Annotated in this window: 21 protein-coding genes and 2 pseudogenes; 15 read left to right on the top strand and 8 right to left on the bottom strand. The window is 59.4% G+C overall.

Features of this window, described 5'->3' with window-relative positions:
• Positions 1 to 106 precede the first annotated feature (106 nt).
• The gene (locus CUJ84_RS27765; protein WP_105008842.1) at positions 107 to 412 is read left to right on the top strand and encodes an alkylphosphonate utilization protein; all 306 of its coding nucleotides are present in this window, start codon (positions 107 to 109) and stop codon (positions 410 to 412) included.
• Between the two features lie 20 nt (positions 413 to 432).
• Here the strand turns inward: CUJ84_RS27765 and CUJ84_RS27760 are convergent, their stop codons facing one another.
• The 5 genes from CUJ84_RS27760 to CUJ84_RS27735 all read right to left on the bottom strand — a co-directional run bounded on the left by CUJ84_RS27760 (position 433) and on the right by CUJ84_RS27735 (position 2,906).
• A complete protein-coding gene (locus CUJ84_RS27760; protein ID WP_105008841.1) occupies positions 433 to 846 on the bottom strand; it encodes a hypothetical protein in 414 nt (137 codons plus the stop codon).
• Positions 846 to 1,112, bottom strand: a complete 267-nt coding sequence (locus CUJ84_RS27755; protein ID WP_105008840.1) for a type II toxin-antitoxin system prevent-host-death family antitoxin — start codon at positions 1,110 to 1,112, stop codon at positions 846 to 848. The genes CUJ84_RS27760 and CUJ84_RS27755 overlap by 1 nt, the downstream gene beginning before the upstream one ends.
• Before the next feature lie 208 nt (positions 1,113 to 1,320).
• The gene (locus CUJ84_RS27750; RefSeq protein WP_105008839.1) at positions 1,321 to 1,794 is read right to left on the bottom strand and encodes a hypothetical protein; all 474 of its coding nucleotides are present in this window, start codon (positions 1,792 to 1,794) and stop codon (positions 1,321 to 1,323) included.
• A 312-nt stretch (positions 1,795 to 2,106) separates the two neighbouring features.
• The gene (locus tag CUJ84_RS38425) at positions 2,107 to 2,265 is read right to left on the bottom strand and encodes a hypothetical protein (protein ID WP_199788837.1); all 159 of its coding nucleotides are present in this window, start codon (positions 2,263 to 2,265) and stop codon (positions 2,107 to 2,109) included.
• A 317-nt stretch (positions 2,266 to 2,582) separates the two neighbouring features.
• Positions 2,583 to 2,906, bottom strand: coding sequence for a DUF736 domain-containing protein (locus CUJ84_RS27735; protein WP_105008837.1), 324 nt, complete (start codon positions 2,904 to 2,906; stop codon positions 2,583 to 2,585).
• Positions 2,907 to 3,540: 634 nt separating this feature from the next.
• Between CUJ84_RS27735 and CUJ84_RS27730 the strand changes: the two genes are divergently transcribed.
• The 3 genes from CUJ84_RS27730 (at position 3,541) to CUJ84_RS27720 (ending at position 5,038) form a co-directional block, all read left to right on the top strand.
• Positions 3,541 to 3,825 (top strand): WGR domain-containing protein, encoded by a 285-nt coding sequence (locus CUJ84_RS27730; protein ID WP_105008836.1) that lies wholly within the window; start codon positions 3,541 to 3,543, stop codon positions 3,823 to 3,825.
• Between the two features lie 227 nt (positions 3,826 to 4,052).
• Entirely contained in the window at positions 4,053 to 4,535 is a 483-nt protein-coding gene (parS, locus tag CUJ84_RS27725; RefSeq protein ID WP_105008835.1) for a type II RES/Xre toxin-antitoxin system antitoxin, read from the top strand.
• Entirely contained in the window at positions 4,532 to 5,038 is a 507-nt protein-coding gene (locus CUJ84_RS27720; protein WP_105008834.1) for an RES family NAD+ phosphorylase, read from the top strand. The genes parS and CUJ84_RS27720 overlap by 4 nt, the downstream gene beginning before the upstream one ends.
• A gap of 80 nt (positions 5,039 to 5,118) precedes the next feature.
• On the opposite strand, the pseudogene CUJ84_RS27715 reads toward CUJ84_RS27720, so the two are convergent.
• Positions 5,119 to 5,351: pseudogene (locus CUJ84_RS27715) on the bottom strand (SLOG family protein); the annotation flags it as partial.
• A gap of 127 nt (positions 5,352 to 5,478) precedes the next feature.
• Between CUJ84_RS27715 and CUJ84_RS27710 the strand changes: the two are divergent.
• On the top strand, positions 5,479 to 6,669 hold the full coding sequence (locus CUJ84_RS27710) for a DUF1173 domain-containing protein (RefSeq protein ID WP_105008833.1): 1,191 nt from the start codon (positions 5,479 to 5,481) through the stop codon (positions 6,667 to 6,669).
• Between the two features lie 252 nt (positions 6,670 to 6,921).
• Here the strand turns inward: CUJ84_RS27710 and CUJ84_RS27700 are convergent, their stop codons facing one another.
• On the bottom strand, positions 6,922 to 7,842 hold the full coding sequence (locus tag CUJ84_RS27700; RefSeq protein ID WP_105008832.1) for an ArdC family protein: 921 nt from the start codon (positions 7,840 to 7,842) through the stop codon (positions 6,922 to 6,924).
• A gap of 483 nt (positions 7,843 to 8,325) precedes the next feature.
• On the opposite strand from CUJ84_RS27700, the gene CUJ84_RS27695 reads away from it, so the two are divergent.
• Positions 8,326 to 9,510 (top strand): MFS transporter, encoded by a 1,185-nt coding sequence (locus CUJ84_RS27695; protein WP_105008831.1) that lies wholly within the window; start codon positions 8,326 to 8,328, stop codon positions 9,508 to 9,510.
• A gap of 576 nt (positions 9,511 to 10,086) precedes the next feature.
• Here the strand turns inward: CUJ84_RS27695 and CUJ84_RS27690 are convergent.
• A pseudogene (locus CUJ84_RS27690) lies at positions 10,087 to 10,644 on the bottom strand (class I SAM-dependent methyltransferase); the annotation flags it as partial.
• 403 nt (positions 10,645 to 11,047) lie between these two features.
• Between CUJ84_RS27690 and rpsU the strand changes: the two are divergent.
• The 9 genes from rpsU to CUJ84_RS27645 all read left to right on the top strand — a co-directional run bounded on the left by rpsU (position 11,048) and on the right by CUJ84_RS27645 (position 17,969).
• Positions 11,048 to 11,287 (top strand): 30S ribosomal protein S21, encoded by a 240-nt coding sequence (rpsU, locus tag CUJ84_RS27685; RefSeq protein ID WP_003554884.1) that lies wholly within the window; start codon positions 11,048 to 11,050, stop codon positions 11,285 to 11,287.
• Positions 11,288 to 12,255: 968 nt separating this feature from the next.
• Positions 12,256 to 12,390, top strand: a complete 135-nt coding sequence (locus tag CUJ84_RS39190; RefSeq protein WP_281069962.1) for a hypothetical protein — start codon at positions 12,256 to 12,258, stop codon at positions 12,388 to 12,390.
• 230 nt (positions 12,391 to 12,620) lie between these two features.
• Entirely contained in the window at positions 12,621 to 12,977 is a 357-nt protein-coding gene (locus CUJ84_RS27675; RefSeq protein ID WP_105008830.1) for a YidB family protein, read from the top strand.
• A gap of 55 nt (positions 12,978 to 13,032) precedes the next feature.
• Positions 13,033 to 13,488, top strand: coding sequence for a hypothetical protein (locus tag CUJ84_RS27670; protein WP_105008829.1), 456 nt, complete (start codon positions 13,033 to 13,035; stop codon positions 13,486 to 13,488).
• A 632-nt stretch (positions 13,489 to 14,120) separates the two neighbouring features.
• Positions 14,121 to 14,582: a mobile mystery protein A gene (locus tag CUJ84_RS27660; protein WP_105008828.1), complete on the top strand. Its 462-nt coding sequence runs from the start codon at positions 14,121 to 14,123 to the stop codon at positions 14,580 to 14,582.
• A complete protein-coding gene (locus CUJ84_RS27655; protein ID WP_105008827.1) occupies positions 14,579 to 15,175 on the top strand; it encodes a mobile mystery protein B in 597 nt (198 codons plus the stop codon). Before CUJ84_RS27660 ends, CUJ84_RS27655 begins: the two co-directional genes overlap by 4 nt.
• Before the next feature lie 18 nt (positions 15,176 to 15,193).
• On the top strand, positions 15,194 to 15,382 hold the full coding sequence (locus tag CUJ84_RS38075; RefSeq protein ID WP_158686970.1) for a hypothetical protein: 189 nt from the start codon (positions 15,194 to 15,196) through the stop codon (positions 15,380 to 15,382).
• Between the two features lie 269 nt (positions 15,383 to 15,651).
• Positions 15,652 to 16,749: a LysR family transcriptional regulator gene (locus CUJ84_RS27650; protein WP_245457576.1), complete on the top strand. Its 1,098-nt coding sequence runs from the start codon at positions 15,652 to 15,654 to the stop codon at positions 16,747 to 16,749.
• A gap of 137 nt (positions 16,750 to 16,886) precedes the next feature.
• Positions 16,887 to 17,969, top strand: a complete 1,083-nt coding sequence (locus CUJ84_RS27645; RefSeq protein WP_245457575.1) for an ABC transporter substrate-binding protein — start codon at positions 16,887 to 16,889, stop codon at positions 17,967 to 17,969.

Raw genomic sequence — 17,969 nt, 5'->3', positions numbered from 1 at the left:
TCAGCAGCGCCGCCCGAGTTGCGTTGGGCGGACGTCTGCGATAAGCGCCTTTGTACGCCGCTCCCGCACGGAAGGCGCCAAGGACTTCTGAGGAACCGAGACGAGCATGGCCGCTGAAAATGACGAATACATCTATGACGAAGTGACTGGCGAATGGCGTCCGGCTTCGGAGATGGCAGCATCCGCCAGTGGCGGTGAGGCGGTCGTTCGAGACGCAAGCGGCAATGTTCTTGCCGATGGTGACTCGGTCACCGTCATCAAGGATTTGAAGGTCAAGGGAGCCGGCCAGACGCTGAAACAGGGCACCGTCATTAGGTCGATCCGCCTCACTGATAATCCCGAGGAGATCGATTGCCGCCATGATGGAATCAAGGGCCTCGTTCTACGCACCGAGTTCGTGCGCAAACGCTAATTCGAGTTCTCAGGGCCTGCTCAGCGGAATCGGCTGACCTCCGCGGCCGACTTGCGGCGACGGATGAATTCGCGCAGCAGCGGCAGGAAGAAGGCTTTGCTGAGGCGGCCGGTTGGCGGCTCAGGCTCAAGATAGAATGAATTTCCGACGATGTCGGTATTGAACTCATCGAAGATAATCCAAAGCCTGCGATCGGCATCGAGGCCGGCGCGGCGCTTTTCGATGGCCGGCACTTCCTCAGCAAACCGCGACGCCTCCGGCTGCTTGGTGGTGATGGGAAAGAAGAGAACCAGATCCCCGTCCGGCCGCGGCATTCTCATGCCGACGGCCACCGGCCGCTCCTTGCGTCCTTCCGTCTCTCCACGCCCAGCCTCTCTCGCCCATAGATAGGGATAGCGTATGACGCTTGCGGTCTGGATCAGCTCGTAGTTCATCAGTGGCCTGCCTCGTCCTCGCCGGCGTAGGCCTCGACGGCGTTTTCGAACTCGGCAAACAGTTCATCGGGCATCGTTTCGATGGTCCCGACGGCGCGCCGGTCCGACTGCTTCATCAGCCGCTGGTAGTCTTCGATATTGAGGATGACCAGACGGGGTTTATTCCGCTGGGTGATGGTCACTGGATGGCGCAGGGCCTCGGCGATGATGTCGCCAGACTTACGGGAGAGGTCGCTGGTTGAATAGGAACCGCTTGACTTAGACATATGGGTTTCCTTATTGCTGTATTTGTTGCAATATACAGCATTTCCAACAATGCTGCAAATTTGCTGGTTTGAGGTGTTGCGCCTCGCCTGGAAGGGAATTGCGGCGTCCCGCCGTTGCCGCTCAGCTCAAAACGACTGAGGCCATCGCCAAATAGAGGCGGCCGTCGTCCGCCGCCTCTCAGCATCTGAAGCGCCTTTACCACGAGGATCAAATGGCGCGCACTGCATGAACGGGGATGCCAGTTGCCAGCGTGATATCCTTAATAATCGATGCCAGTGAACCGAATTCTTCGTCGGTCAACCCAACCAATGTCGGAAACCGGACCTCGACCCCACCCGCATCCGCCGTCAAAGCGTTGATCCAGTCGCCGCCGTCGTTGATGCGGTATTCATGTGTGTCGAAATCAATTTCTAGCTCGTTAAGCAAATTGATGGTGAAGCGCCCAAAAATCTCGTTCTCGCCCTGCATCTGATATTCGGCGAATTCATCCTCTCCGGTGAGAACACGTCGTTCCAATGCCATCATTACCTGGATCCGCGCGATTGCCGCATCGAGCCCCAAAACCAGGCGGTCGTGAAGTTCTTGCGAGAAACCGCTGTCGCAACCGAAGCGGTTTGCGACGACGACGAGCCGAAAACCGGCAAGCTTGGCGTAGAGCATGAGGTTCTGATCGGTTGTCATAATGTAATCTCCTTCTTGATGACGGAGATCGGCCACTCCCTGGCACAGAGGGGTCAAGGACCGCGGACCGCGGCTTGCGAGCGGGGGAACCGATTTTGTCGCTTGCGGCAAAATTGGGGGAGACCGCGCCGTCCTTGACGCCGGATTTGCTGGAGTAATATTGGACGTCAGAGAGAGAAGAGACCCGCGACCCCAAAGGGGTTGCGACCGTTTCTGGCGTCAGCCGGCAGGGATGTCGAGGGGAACCCTCACAGGCGGACGGGCCGGTCGATCCGGCCTGGCTGCCTCGGTGTACAGTGAGAAAGAGCCGCCTTACGGCAACCCCTCTCCAGTCTGTTTTGCAAGTTCGGCGCGCGCGGCTTCCAGCTCAGCCTCGATGAGGCGCCGCTCCTCGGCGGTCGGTGCTTCTCTGGCTTCAAGGCGCAGTTCCTCGATGGTGCATTCGATGTTGAAGGCGTTTTCGTTCGTCATCGTCATCTCCTTGTTGACGTGAAAGATGACGCCGGCGGTCATGAGGATCGGGGCGAGTCAAGGTTCGCGTCAGCGACCGGCGGAGCCGGCGCGCGGAGGTGCCGATTTTGTTGGAGCGGAGGGAACCGCAGTGGAGCCAAAATTGGAGGGGCCGCGCGACCTTGAGGCGGCACGGTCCTCATGGCAGACTTGGCAATCTGAGCAGACAATCCACGTTTCGTTTGGCACCAGAAAACAGGCGGCAGGCAAAGCCGGCCGCCTCAGGTGCTATCACTGTGAAAGCCGGCCCCGATCGCTCGGAGCCGGCTGCTCATCATTCAGTTCGGGTTGTTCCAGAGGATGACCTTGCGGTTCGGCTCACCCCCGGGGGCTTGTGCGAGGTTGCCGAAGATCACGCCGATCTCCGGAGCCTCCAGCTTTACCGAGAGGTATTCCTCGCCGGTCAGGCGGGCGATGCGGTTCCAGCCCGCGCCGATCTCGAAGCCGGTCTTGCGGTGGATGATGCGGTAGTCGGGTGCTTCATCGCTCGTCTTGCTGTCATTCGGGACGATGGCGATCGGGGCGTTGACCCGGATGGTGGCAAAGATGCCTTCGAGGGTGCCGTCGCTCTTTGCGGTGAGGGTTGCGATCGTGGTGGCCATGGTACTGTCTCCTTCGGTTGCTCGGGACCATTCCCGATGGCGCCCGAAGAAGGGGCCGAGCCGCAGGCGTCACCGGAGCGCAGCGCAGGGGAACCCCTTGCGGGTTGACGCTGATGGCGGCCGGTCCCTTAGAAAGGCGACATGGAGAACGGGAATGGCCCCGGATTGCGACCGAAGGACGGGACAAACCGCTATGGCCGCCCGGTGCTGGCACCGTGCGAGAGTGGGCTACAGGCCCTTGGAATGCCCGGCGCCATTCTGCGCAAAGCCCTCGCCCGCTCCTAACCGCAGGCGAGAAGCGCCCGCCAGTTGCTCCCATCATACGTTGTCGTCCGGCGGGATCGGCGCGTTGATTGCAGCGCTCCCTGCAGGCCGCGGGGCAATGCCGGGTGGAGTTGTTCGCTCGAGGGGTCGAATACGTGATCCTTCGTCGACTCGCCCTGGCCCCGATTGACGTATCCGACAGTATTCCACCGGAGATCCAACCGTCAGCGCCCGGGCCACCCTGATCGATTGGGACCGGCTTGGTCGGGTGCTCTTCACCGGCCCCTGACGTGCCAATACATCACAAAACGGAATCCATCGGCTGCAAAGGATTCAAAACTCTCGTTGGACAGGGTCGGTCCCTACAGGAATGATTCCCGGCATGAGCCGAATGTCGTTCCACCTCTACTGCCAGCGCATCGATGCCAGCCGCAACATGGCGCGCTATTATATGCTCGCGATCCAGCCGACCTTGTTCGGCGATACCGCGGTCGTTCGAAGCTGGGGGCGGATCGGCAGGCGTGGTGGTGAAAGGACCGACGTGTTCGGGACCGAACGGGAAGCCATGGTGCATTTTCTCGATCTTGCACGCCGGAAACGTCGGAAGGGCTATAGGCCGGACCGAGGCTGCTATGTCATCGGAGATCCGATCTGATCGCGCGATGCATATCCGCTCGTTCCCGTCTTAGAACAGCGCGGTAGTCGCCGCGCAAAGGATCGTCACGCCTTCAGGCGCGAAGACTGCACCGCAGGCTTCGTGGAGCCGGCTCGCCGGCGAAATAGAGCCCGGTCCGGCGAATACGCCGGATGCGCCCCTCGATCCTTGAAATTGATCGCGACACATGACATATAAGGAACGACAGATGACGCAGGAGAAAGATCATGGCCATCGCCGCAAAAGCACCCTCCTTAGCAGCAGGCGGTGAACTGCAAAAGATTGAAGCACTGCTCGGCGGCTCGCGCATTCTGTCGCGTCGCCTGACCAACGCGCTCGACGCGCATGAGTTGCTTCTGCATGGTCTGCCTGCCTCGGCGCTGGATTACCTTGTCGGCAATCTCGTTGTCATCGCCAAGAATGAGTCCCTTGAAAAGGCGGTGGGCATGAGCTTGCGCACCTGGCAGCGGCGGAAGGACACGCCTTCCAAGCCGCTCAGCCAGGAACAGAGCGGCCGCGCGTGGAAATTTGCCGAGATCCTCGCAAAGGCAACGGATATCTTCGGATCGCAGGCAGAAGCCGAACAATGGCTGGAGCGTCCCGCGGTCGGGCTTGACCAACGCCGCCCGATCGATCTTCTCGGAACGCCCGCCGGCGTCGAGCTTGTCGAGGATCATCTCGATCGCCTGGAATACGGCGTATATGCATGACCCTTTTGCCGATCGCGCTTGGCGGGACCGAGCTGGTCGCGTGGCGGCTCGATCAGGCTGTCCATGCGCCGACATGGGATAGCGGGGAGGGCGCCTATCGGGTTGGCGGCCGCTGGAACAGCAAGGGGATTCACGCGGTCTACTGCTCGCTCGATCCCGCGACGGCGATCCTTGAAGTTGCGGTCCACAAGGGGTTCCGGGCGCTCGACACCGTGGCGCATATGATGACGGCAGCTGTCATTGCCGATGCCGGGGATGTCCACGTTGTCGATCCGGGAAGTGTTCCCAATCCCAACTGGCTACGCCCGGGCATTCCGGGCGCGGGACAACAAGCCTTCGGAGACGATCTGCTTCGACAGCATCGTTTCGTCGCGATTCCGTGCGCGGTCTCGCCGCATAGCTGGAACCTGATTTTTCTGGCGGGCGGCGCGACGGGCGCCTATGCGCTGAAGTTCCAGGAGGCTTTTGCCCTCGATACACGGTTGCATCCACCCACGACATGAACGAGCCCTGATCGCGTCGCCGCAACCTGCGACGCGATCTCATTACCATCCGGCTTTTCCCCGCACGGAGGAAACGACGCTCACGCGCCATCCTCCGCGGCTTGCCAGACCGGAATGCCGAGCCGGCGTGCCTTGTCGGCGAGATTGCCTGTGATGCCGGAGCCGGGAAAAATGATGACGCCAGTCGGCAGATCGAGAGCATCTCGTCATTGCGCCGGAAGGGAGCAGCCTTGGCGTGCTTCGCCCAGTTCGGCTTGAAGGCAATCTGCGTCACCCTGCGAGGCTCGGCCCAGCAGGCGGCGATGCGCTCGGCGCACCACCCTTGCGCTTCTAGGCGCGCAGCGTCATCGCCAATATACTAACTATTTTACGATAGTATGATACGGGGGCCCGTGCTACATCTTCGCACCGGTTCAGCAAAAGATGTTCATGAGAGCGATGTGCGACAGTTTTTGATTGGCGAGCAGGCGTTTGATGAAGACGCTCCCGAGCTTCCATCTCGGCTCGAACACGCTTACGCGCAGAGGCTACGGCCATTTTGCCGATGCCAAGACCCGCCGCTTGCCATGTACATCGCACACGTCGACGATCTCTATGTCATCAAGCGCATGCCGCTTTCGGGGCATAGTCATCACCCCGCCTGCCCTTCCTATGAGCCGCCCTACGAGCTATCGGGCCTTGGGTCTTTGATCGGCAGCGCGATCCATATCGACGCAAGTGGGAAAGCCGCCCTGAAGCTCGATTTTCCTCTGACAAAGAAGGGAGTTCGAAACACGCCAGCACTCTCAACGCACGCGTCTGAGACCGCGCTGCGCAACGAGACAAAGAAGCTCTCGTTGCGCGCCGTCCTGCATTATCTCTGGGAGGCAGGGGAACTGACGGAATGGCGCTCGTCGTGGACGGGCAAACGCGGTTGGGGCCGCGTCCGAGCAAGCGTCGTCAACGCCGCCTTGCAGATGACCGCGCAAGGGGGCCTGTTAAGTGACATCCTGTTCGTACCGGAAGTGTTTCATCAGGAGGACCGAGAGGGTATAGCGACGCGGCGGGCGGCTGCGCTTGCCGGTGCCCACGCCTCCGGCCCAGGGCCGCGGAAGCTGATGGTGACCGTGGCGGAGGTCAAGGACTTCGCCGCAGCCCGCGGCAGCCGGAAAATCGTCGTCCGCCACCTCCCCTTCCCCTTCATAATCGAGGAAGGAACATGGAAGCGGTTGGGCGCCAGATACGAAACGGAGCTTGAGCTCTGGCGATCGAGCGAGGACTTCCATCTGATCATCATTGCGACCTTCGGGATATCAGACGCGGGGATCGCATCCATCGAGGAGATCGCCATGATGGTGGTCAACGAGAACTGGATTCCGTTCGAGAGCATCCATGAGCAACATCTCCTGGAACGGCTTTCAAGGCTGAAGCGAAAGAGCGTGAAAGGCCTGCGTTTCAATCTATCCCGCGAGCAACCGGTCGTTTCTGTCACCCTGCCGGAACAACGCCCGGCTCCCGTTGCAATGTTCATCGTGCCTCCCGGCGCCAGCGAAGATTTCGAGAATGCGCTGGCTGAGATGATCGAGGCAAGACCGGAAATCACACCCTGGATCTGGCACGTTACAGAGGGGGAGATGCCGAGGCTCCCCTGAAGCGAAAAGTCTTGTTTTGCCGTGCCGACGAGGGGATCTGATCATTGAGAAGCAGTTCGAGCTTCCGAGCTGGAAGATGGTGGTTCCTGCCCGCTTGGCTACCCGATACCGAAGGACACGATATCGGCCCGTTCAAAATGAAGGCAGCGGCGCTCGCTGAGATCGAACGTCTGAGGTCGCTGCAAACACAGAGCTCGCGAGGCTATCGGCCGCTGCAGTGGTCCCCGTCTGGATGGCTGAGGAAGAGACGGCTCACGCCGCCTCCTCCTCGTCGAGCTCCGGCTGCAAGGAATGCAGGTAGTCGACGGCCCGCTGCGCATGCGCTGCCGCCGAGAAGATGGCGCGCTTGTCGTGGCTGAGAACCTTGAGCCAGCCATCGAGATAGCTTGCGTGGTCGGGGCGTGGTTCGAGCTCAGGGACGATGCCAAGATCGGCGCAGAGAAAGCAGCTGCCGAGTTCGGCAATCAGCTCTTCGCGGGCGCGTTCGCTCCGGTCTTTTGCATAGCGGCTGAGATCGCGATCAAGCCGTCGCGGTGCGGCGGTCCAGTGCGTCATCTCGTGACTGAGGACGGCGACATAGGAGGCATCGTCCCGGAAGGCGTCCAAGCATGGCATCTGGATGTAATCACGGTGAGCGGCATAATAGGCAGCCGATCCTCCGTGCCGGATCAGTGCGCCGGTGTTGGCAAAGAAGCGGCCGGCATTGCCGATCCGGCTCATCGGGTCCTGCGCAGGTGCGATCTCATCAAAGCGGCCATTAAGACCGGCGATCTGGTCGGCGTTGAACACCGTGTAGGTCTTGAGGAATGGAATGTCCTGTTCGATCTCAGTGCCTGTTTCCGTCGTCTCGGTGCGGATGAACGAACTGGCAAAGACAATGGTCGTGCCGGTTTCGCCCTTGCGGACGCCGCCGCCGAGTTCGATTGCCTGGCGAAACGTCATCCAGCGTGATGAGGCAAAGCCGCGGGCGATGGCTTCGGACCAGAGGAGCAGAACATTGATCCCGGTGTAGGCTTGGCCGTTGTGGCGCAGTGGCCGGCTGACCTCACTTGCCGCATGTCCCGTCGTCCAGGGTTTGGTCCATGGCCGCACACCCTGTTCGAGATCGGCGATGATCTTGCTGGTGATGCGGCTGTAGATATCGGATCGTTGATTGGATTGTTGCCTGCTCATGTTGGAACCTCCGTTTCGAGGTCGCGGCCATCGCGACCTGCTACGGCGGTCCGAAAGCCAGGCGGCAAGCGGCGCCTGCACCCGCAGGGCCGCAACGAAGTGGAGGACGGCAAAGCCGTTGCAGGCGGCGCGAGCCTGGCACGACCAAAAGCCGGGGCAGGACGCGATGGCCGCAATCCAAGTGGAAGGTTCTGGCAGGCAGACGTGGCAGACCCGGGCGGCGGCATCACGTCGCTCACATCGCAGATGAACCGCAGCGCAGATGGCTTGCCTGGCCGGCCGTGCCAGTGAGCGGTCGATATCGACGGTATCGTCGCGCGAGGCGGTGTCGTCCTCCTCACATGAGCAGTTTGGCGTCAACGGCCATGCCGGGGCCTGTCGGTGATTTGTACGGCAAGTTCAGGATATCAGGTCCTGTGAGGTATTCATCACAGATCCAAAAGCGCTGTTCTGCTTCGAAGCGTCAATCCCCGGAGTTGCATCATGAAAATTGCGCCGCAGCAGCGGATCTATGTCTGCTTCTTTCTCTTCGCCGTGTCGCTGGGGGCGCTGCTGTCGAGGATGCCGGATTTGCAGGTTGCGCTTGGCGTCGATAAGTCCGAGCTTGGGTTGACGTTGATAGGGGCTGCGATCGGCGCCTTGATTTCGTTGACTTTGTCTTCGCCCTTGATCGCCCGGCTCGGCGCGCGGACGACGGCGTTCATTACAGTTCTCGGCACATCCGCGCTGCTGTCGCTGGTGCCATGGATCGGTGCTGCGCCGGCCGTATTCTGTTTGCTTTTCGTCGAAGGGCTGCTCGCCGGGGCGCTAGAGATCAATCTCAATGTCGAGATCGACCGCATCGAAGCGCAGCTGGGACGCGGCGTGATGAACAGAGCCCATGGCTTCTGGAGCCTCGGCTTCTTCGTCACGGCGCTTGTCTCTTCGGTAGTCCGCCAAGCCGGTATCTCGATGCAGCTACATCTCGCCGTGACCTTTGTTGTGGTCCTTGTCATCGGCATCTGGGCGATCGCCGGCATGCGCAATGCGCCAGCGCGGATCACTTTGGACGAAGGCAAGGCGCCGCCGGTAGCGCTTCCTACCTGGGGGCTAATGCCGCTCTGCGTAATCGGCATCGCCGCCTTTCTCGTCGAAGGTGCCGGGATCGACTGGTCGGCGATCTATATGCGCGACGTGTTTTCAGTCGAGCCCTTCATCGGCGGACTGGGATTGACACTCTTTACCTTTTGCATGGCGCTGGCGCGCCTGTTCGTTGATCCGCTGGTCGATCGGTTTGGCGCGCGGGCCGTCGCCACGATGCTGCTTGTTCTTTCGGCGATTGGCATCTGCGCCGTCTGGGGCGCACCGCATGCCTATGTCGCACTGGCGGGCTTCGCCTTGATGGGCGCCGGCTGCAGCGCGGTCTATCCCCTCGCCGTCTCGGCGGCGGCCCAGCGTACTGATCGCGCGGCGTATCTCAACGTCGCCGCTCTCGGCCAGATGACCTTCGTCGTCTTCTTCCTGGCGCCGCCGCTGCTCGGTTTAATTGCCGAACATGCAGGCATCAGGACATCCTATCTCGCCTGCCTTCCGCTGATCATCTACGCGCTCTTTTCGGTCAAGGCGCTTGCCACGCGCCGGACTGCCGGCGGCGGTAGCGTTGCAACTGTTCGGAGCGTCAACGGATGACGGATTGTGCTGCCGGTCTCTGGCCGCGATTGGTTCAACGAAAGCAAAGGCGATAACGCCGTTGGGCCGCCGCTCGGTGCTCCATTTTTCGCAAGGTGGAGCTGTTGGTCGAAATCTACCACCTTGCCGCCGAGTTTGGTGACGGCAAAGGTATCGGAGCCGACGGGCCGACCACGTCGATCATGCAATCGCCCACGCCATCGTGCCCCATAGATCACTAGGTAAGCCAGCCTGGCGTTGATGTCGTCGCCAATTCGCAGAGGAAGGGCGTCTTGAACGGAATCGTACCTCCGGGCAACCAGGCATGTCTGCTAACGCCTGGAAACGCTTATTTTTGTGCTCGAGTGCTTCAGCGCAACCCGCGGCCAGGCACGAAGTGGATGGTGGATGTTTTTCACTTTCCACTTCTCACTTTGACCTCAGCGCTAATCATCACTCGTCGATTGACACGTTTCGATCCCAATAATGTGCCAGCGGAGGGTTAGCCATTTCGGCTGCGCAGACCGCATTAGCTGTGATTGATGGTCTGAGCGCCTCGGCAGGCGTCGGCCAGGCAACGCAGCCGACGATCGACCGCTATTCAAAGACAATGAGGCTTGCCGGAGTTGGCGGTATCGGCTTGACCGTGACGCCGGAAAGGCCAGCCAGTCTTGCCATCTCAGTCAGCTCACTTTGAGTATAAGCCTGGCCCGCCGGCGTGCTAGCGAGCATCTCCCAGGAGAACGCCGCTGGGAAAGGCGGCGACACGCCATCTTCGTTCGGCACGAAATCGACCGCGACGATCCGACCATCCCCTGTAAGGCTCGCGATGATCCTTCGTAACAGCTGAGCACATGTCGGCAAATCGAAGTGGTGCAGAAAATTCGGAAGCAGGACGAGATCATAACCCGCGCCCCACTCCACATCGAAGGCACTGCCGGCGATCGTCCGGTATCGGTCGGCCACGCCGGCTCTTTCCGCGTTCTGCCCCGACAGCTCCAACACGGCGGCCCAGTCGACGGCGACGATCTCCGCCGATGGAAATGCCTTGGCGATTTCGATCCCGAAAACGCCTGGCCCTGCAGCGATGTCCAAGACCTTTTTTGGAGGCCTCGGCCAGCCGGAGATTTCGCCAGCCAGTATCTTGGCGCTGAGCCGGCCGCCGCGACGTTATTCGAGCTGTTCTTCCTCGCCGGCAGACTGCAAATCGAACCACCTCTCGGCTTTATTCTAAGGGGTGGTGAAACTTCAGACTACGATGCCGCTCCGGACCCTCATGTGGTCCCGGTGGGCAAGCCCAGATTGTTCCTCGCCGAGATATGGCGGCGATTTCCTGCGCGACGAGTTGGTAGTCGATGGTCGCGCGACGAATATCGTTGGTCTTGAAAGGATATGAACTTCTGACCCATCAATCGCTGGCAGAGCTTACCCCTGGCCCCATTCGCGATCGCGCCCATCAAACAGTGGAGACAGAGAATCTAGGCAAACGGTCTTCCAAGCCTTGATCATCAATGCGCATGGATCTAATGAGGCGCGTCAGTGATCCTAGGAGTTTAGAATGCAAGTTCTGGTACGTGACAACAACGTTGAGCAAGCGCTCCGTTTTTTGAAAAAGAAGTTGCAGCGCGAAGGCGTTTTCCGGGAGGCGCGACTTCGGGAGCGTTTTGAAAAGCCGTCCGAAAAACGTGCTCGTGAGAAGGCGGAGGGTATCAGGCGCGTCCGTAAACTCGCTCGCAAAAAGCTTGAGCGGGAAAGCGGTATTTCGGCTCCCAAGAAGGCGAGAGCTTCTGGTCGTTAGTGAGGTCGAATGACGGATTTTCGTCTTCGAGGATAGGACTTTCTCGTGCCTGAGGTATCCCTTTCTTGCAGCCCGTGCCGTTAAGTACAGGTTCCAATGGGAAGTTGCTCAGGTGCCTTGATAAAGGTGCCAGGGCGTCAGCGCTTTCGATTAGTTCAGCTCCCGCATTAAGGCCGATAGCGTTGGACTGTGTTCAATTCAAGTCGCCCGGCAGGAAGCTCCGCCGATCCGACGGACCGCCATCCCGCCGGCGCAACAGCCGGTTGCCTGTCGGCAACTTATTGTGACCACCAAACGGGCATCAAGGTCACCACGAACGTGACCAATACGAGAGCTAGGTAAACAGTCCATCCAATTGCCCGACGAAACGGTCTAGGCAAGCGAGCAATATGAACTAACAGGCGATTTGCAAAGCCTGCCTCTGGGGGAATGTCCCCCTGCCCACGATGATAGTCTCCGCTAACCATTCGAGCGCTCGCAGTCAAAAAACCAAACGCTGGGGACGAGTGGCCGCCCGGCGCACAGGAGTGGTGGCTGCCTGGGGTAAGCAACAATCGCCGAGCGACCGTATAATTAAACACCGGGGGCATTCATAAGTTCCAACTATATAACGCCTCGCCTGAAGTGTATCAAAAGTTGTTTTTCCCGTTTACTTGAATAAAGGTTGCGAATTAAAGACGATCCCAAACAGCCTCGCGGTCAAATCGAGCAAAGAACGATCGCGCGAAGGACTCCACGATCGCGCAATCCGCGCCTGGCTACGCTACCAACGAAAACGTCGAAAAGCTTAGTCAAAAGCTTGAGTATCTTACGCGAGCGAAGGTGAAACCGGAAATCGACGAATTCCTCGAGAAGCGTACCGGCAAATCGGAGCGATAAGGCCGATGCCAGGCTCGTTTACCTCACTGTCCATCTTCGCGTTCGATCTCGATAAACGGGGACAACCCCGACCAAAACGAGGCTGAGGCGTGAAGGAAGCGAAGGAACCCGCTGAACGCCATGCTGGCATCCTCGTCGTGAAGCGAGAAGGAAGACCTGCAGTCGGTGAGGAAGGTGATCCGATCATCGTCTTCCAGTCGTGCCGCATCGCCGATTTCGACTAATCCATCTCGGAGCTATCCTAGTGCGCGGCGGCCGGCCAGTCGCGAGGAACCGCCTCACATTCTCCTCGCAAGCTGGGCGACATCACCCGCCACGGACATGCCCCAACTCCCGAGAAAGATGTGATGCCGGATTGGCGAACGCCAGAAGCTGCGGTGGCCTTTGTTCATCTCAGGTTCATTCAGCGGGTGTAGCGTTTGCGTCATATGACGATTGGACCAAGGAGAGTGTCATGGGGCTTTTCGATGGTTTGGGCAGTGTCGTCAGCGACGTCTTGAACGGCAGGCCGGTCAATCTTCTGGCGGTCGCCGAAGATGTTTTCCAGAATGCCGGCGGACTCGATGGCGTTCTCACGCAACTCAACCAAAGCGGGCTTGGCCACCAGGTAGCCTCATGGATAGGCACGGGTGATAATATCCCGATCACCGCGGACCAGATTCGCGCAGCGCTTTCGTCTGAGCAGCTACAGGGCCTTGCCTCCAAACTCGGCATCGATATCAGCAAGGTACCCGAGCTTCTCGCGGATCACCTTCCGACGGCCGTAGATCAGGCAAGTCCCAATGGAACCCTCCCGTCGTCAGCGTCTTAACGCCGAGGCGGAAGCGAAGACTGAAACGTCAACATCATCGACGGAGGCCAATCATATGTCACACAAACTGCTTCTCTCCGCTGCCGGCTCGCTGGTTGCTGCTTTTATTATGTCGTCGCCGGCGCATGCGTTGACGATGAAGGAGTGCAGCACAAAGTATCAGGCCGCCAAGGCCGACGGTTCCGCCAAGGACGTGAAGTGGAATGATTTCCGCGCTAAGTTCTGTGGCGCGGACGCTGCCGCCGCCGACAAAGCCGACGAGGCAGATGTCTCCGCTACGAGCGAGAAGGAACCGGCAAAGCCGACGAGCGCGGCGCCGAAGAGCGTCAAGTTCCCGAAGGCGATCGACAAGAAGTATTCGAGCGAAACGCCTGGCAAGGCCCGCTTGCACACTTGCGTCGACTCCTACCATACCGCCAAGGATGCCGGCACGCTCGGCGATCTGAAGTGGATCCAGAAGGGCGGCGGCTATTGGAGCCTCTGCAACACGAGCATCAAGGCCGCTGGCTGAACGAAGTCTTATTAGGTCTGCAGAAACATGAAAGGCCGCCTCGAGCGGCCTTTCTTAGTACGGCCCAAGCTAGCGATGCTGCACTTCAATAGGGGGAAAGCTCGAACTTACGTCAACTCGCCTTTACCGGCTGCCGGTTTCCGGGCCAGCGAAGGCGACGTGCATAAATATTTGCTTTGGCTCAATAATGACGATCCTTCCGTCGCCTCTCGAACTACACCGCTTGGTAGACTCAACCTCGCTATCACAGTGCGGACGCTGGTCCTTTGATGGGAATTGAACAGACAGACCACGTCTTTCCCCTATCTTAAATCCCGCGTCTTCACCTTGATTGCATCGAGATGCATATAAGCGTCGACGATATCCCTCGCCCGCGGCCCTTTCGGAAACCCGCGCGGATCCGGCACCGGCGACCCATGGTGAAACTCATCGCCACGCCCATGCGATTTGGGGTCATTTCGAGCAGAACGATATCCGCCAGATTCCAGCCTGATTTCCTATGCCTGATTCACAGATCACAGCGTGATTTTTGAATCGTATAATCATGTTATAGACTGAGTCTTCGCATTGATAATCAGACTGTATACTGATATGTCATGTCTCATGATCAGCTTACAGTCTGAGGGCAATGAATGAAGAGCGACAGTCGAAAGAGGGGGCGCCTGCGCCTCGATGAACGACTTCGAGCGCTCCACCCGATCGACCGATTCAGGGCGCCCCCAAAGGGATGGGTGCGCGCACTACGCGACGCGCTCGGGATGACGGGCGCGCAGCTCGGCACACGCATTGGCGTGCGGCCCCAAACCGTAGAAGCGATAGAGAAATCGGAAGCCGCAGGCACGATCCAACTTAACACCTTACGTCGTGCAGCTGAGGCGCTGGATTGCACGCTCGTCTACATACTTGTTCCCAACAGTTCACTCGAGGCTGTCATCGAGGCGCGCGCGAGGAAAATCGCAACGCGCGAGCTTCAGCGCGTCGCGCATACTATGCGGCTCGAAGCTCAGGGGACGGACGAGGCGGACTTCGAATCCCGCGTCCAGGCATACATTCGCGATAGACTCTCCGAGCGCGACCTCTGGAACGAGACATGACAGACCTGTTTCAGGAGCCCGAGGACGCTACACCCCTTGAGCCGCATGAGCGAGAGGGACTGCTTCAGACATGGATCACGCACCGCCGTGATCTCAACGAGGCGGAGCAGGAAAACATCGTAGAGGGTGCGGCCTGGTCGCGCGGTCGCCGGCGCGTATCGCTTGAGCGAATGCTCAGCGAGGACTTCATGCGAACACTGCACAAGCGGATGTTCGGCGACGTCTGGGAATGGGCCGGAACCTTCCGGACGACGGAGCGCAATATCGGCATTCAGGCATACCGCATTGGCGTGGAGCTCGGCAGCCTATTGAGGGACGTTCTCTACTGGATCGAGCATGTGACATTTCCGGCGGACGAGGTAGCGGTCAGGTTCCACCATCGCTTGGTCGCAATACACCCGTTTCCGAATGGGAATGGCCGTCACGCTCGCTTGGCGGCCGACCTTCTGATCGAACGCCTTGGCCGGGAGCGTTTCAGTTGGGGCGGCGGAACTCTGGCCGATGTTGGCGAACTGCGCGCTCGCTACGTTGCAGCCCTTCGGGCAGCTGACAACCATGATGTCGTGCCGCTGCTGGAATTCGCGCGCACCTGAGAGGCGGCCCCGTTCGCCTTGACAGGAATCGATCACGACCTCTCCCGACGGATGGCGGAAAGCAAGGACGTCGCGCTCGGCGCCAAGCATCTTGGCAATAAGCAACGGCCGCTCCTTCAGTTCGCCGAGAGGATACATCTCACTGACAAGCCGAGCATCATAGCTGGCCCGGCCCGAGACGATCATCTCGATGCGCTGTTCCTGTGAGGAGCTCACCGAGTGATAGAAATAGATGCCAAGCGCACCAGTCAGAACGCAAAGGACTGAAACATGGGAGGCCATAAGCCGCAGGATGAGCGAGGATGACGTTTGACTGTTGCGGATCATGCGTCGAGGCTCAGGCTGTACGGGGGTCGCATTGCTCGTGGAGCAGATGTGATGACTTACATTGGAGTAGCCCCCGACACGGTAGTGGGCGCAAATTCCCCGTGCGGAAATACTTCCAAATCGGGCGATCCTCTGCCCGACAACTTTCGATGCTCTTGATCGCCGTAATTGCAGGCATGACCAGCGAGCTCCCAGCTGGCATGAAATATGCCTCTTCTCAAGCTTGTTGCACCGTTCGACAAGGGAAGCTGATCATGATGCGACAGGCGAATGGGATGATGGATGTGCGTCTGATGCGCACGCTCCTGACCTTGCTGACGGAATGCAGCGTTTCGAAAACCGCCGACATTCTGGGGCAGGCCCAGCCGACGGTCAGCCTGACGCTGAAACGGCTGCGGGAAATGCTGGACGATCCGCTTCTGGTCAGGTCCGGAGGCGCGCTGGTACCAACGGAGCGAGGTCTCGCCCTGAAAGAGACGTTGCGCGACATTCTCGGCCAGATCGACGCGCATCTATCGCCTCACGCCACCTTCGACCCGGACAATGCGACGCGAAACTTCCGCATCATCGCGGACAATTGCCTCGGAGCCGTGTTTCTGCCTCAGCTGGTCGGAAAAATTGCACAAAAGGCACCCAATGTCGGCGTCGATGCGTCCCACATGCCGAGCTATGATGATCTTATCAGCCAGCTTGCGGACGGGTCCATCGATGCGGTCATCGGTAATTGGCCGCATCCGCCGGAGTATCTGCGGATGTCTCCCCTGTTAACCACCGACATTGTCTGCGTCGTCCGCCCGAACCATAGACTGGCAAGTCAACGTGAACCGATCTCGATGGGCGAGTTCCTGAAGGAAAAGCATCTTTCTCCGACTTCCGACAAGCGGGCCCACCTCAGCCCGATCGATGGGCGGCTGATCGAACTAGGGCTCAAGCGCAACATCGCTGTATCCGTGCCAGAATATGCGATCACGCCCTACGTGTTGACACAATCGGACCTCGTGTTCACCACGGGGCGGATTTTTGCCGAGCAAATCGCTCAGGCCTTTCCACTGGTCGTTCTGGAGGCGCCGCGCGAACTCGGACACATGCAGTTCTACATGCTCTGGCATGAGTGCAAGCACCAGTCTCCCGATCACGTCTGGCTCCGGCAGATGATCAAGTCGGTTGCGGCCGGCGTCCGTGTCTACGATCCGACGGAGTCGGTACCGATCACATTCCTGCGGGCCGGAGCGCCGGTCTTCGTTTAAACCAATCTCGCGGGATCGCGGTAGAGGTCGCCCGGCTTTTGCGCAGTGCAATATAGTCTATTTGGGTTCGGTTATAGGCTTTCCTGTCCAAACAAACGACACTGGTCGCAGTTCACTCGCAACCAGATGAGGGCAAGATGGCAGGTTCAGGAGTTAGCCGACGTGAAGTGCTTGCAGGGATCGCCGCCGGTGCGGCGGCGGGGATGTTCGGTTCACTGAGCAGTGCCAAAGCTGCCGTTTCCGAAATGGTCTGGGCGACCTGGGATTCCAACGGGCATCCTGAATACATTGCGGCCTTCGAGGCGCAGACCGGCGTCAAGGTAAAGCTGTCCTATCTTTCCAGCGAGGACGCGCAGTTCGCGGCGCTGAAAACCGGCACGGCTTCCGACTGGGACATGATCAATCCGTCGCTGAATGGAAGCTGGCGCTATATCAAGGCAGGCCTGCTCGAAGAAATCGACATGGCGAAGATCCCCAACGCCGCCAAGATGTACGACGTCTTCAAGACCACGCCCAAGGTTCTCGATGCCTCGGGCAAGCAGTTCGCGGTTCCCTATCTCTGGGGCCTCAATCCAATCGTATACCGAAAGGACAAGTTCGACAGCGAACCTGACTACACGACGTTGTTCAACGAGAAATACAAGGGCCAGCTCGCCATGCGCGACTATGCGCTGGAATCCATCGGCATCGCCGGTCTGGTCGCCGGCGTGCCGCGCGACAAGGTCTTTCTCATGGAGACCAAGGAGTTGGCGGAAGCCAAGAAGCTTTTGGTTGCGCAAAAGCCGCTGCTGCGCACCTATTGGCAGACGATCGGCGATCTCACCAATCTGTTTGCCACCGGCGAGGTTTCCTGCGCGTTTTCGTGGCGGGTTCCCTATGATGCGTTGAAAGACAAGCTGGCGATGGGGATGGCCAAGCCGAAAGCCGGCATTATGGGCTGGTGCGACTGCTTTGCCATGCCGGCCACGCTGTCTGCGGACAAGAGCGAGATCGGCTACAAGTTCATCGATTATCTGCTTGGGGCGGAATTCGCGACCCAGATCGCTAAGATCGGCAACTATGCGACCACATCCTCGATCATCCGCGACGAATTGTCGAAGGAGCAGCAGCAAGCGATCTTCGTCGACGACATGGATGTGATGAAGTCGTTCATGTGGCCGGTCGCCCCGGAGAATTATTCCGAGTGGCTGAAGATCTGGAATGAAGTCAAGGCAAGCTGA

Origin of the sequence: Rhizobium leguminosarum, assembly GCF_002953715.1 — a bacterium.
Taxonomy (GTDB): domain Bacteria; phylum Pseudomonadota; class Alphaproteobacteria; order Rhizobiales; family Rhizobiaceae; genus Rhizobium; species Rhizobium leguminosarum_V.
The sequence above is the reverse complement of the archived record's forward strand: the minus strand, read 5'-3'. Positions and strand labels throughout refer to the sequence as shown.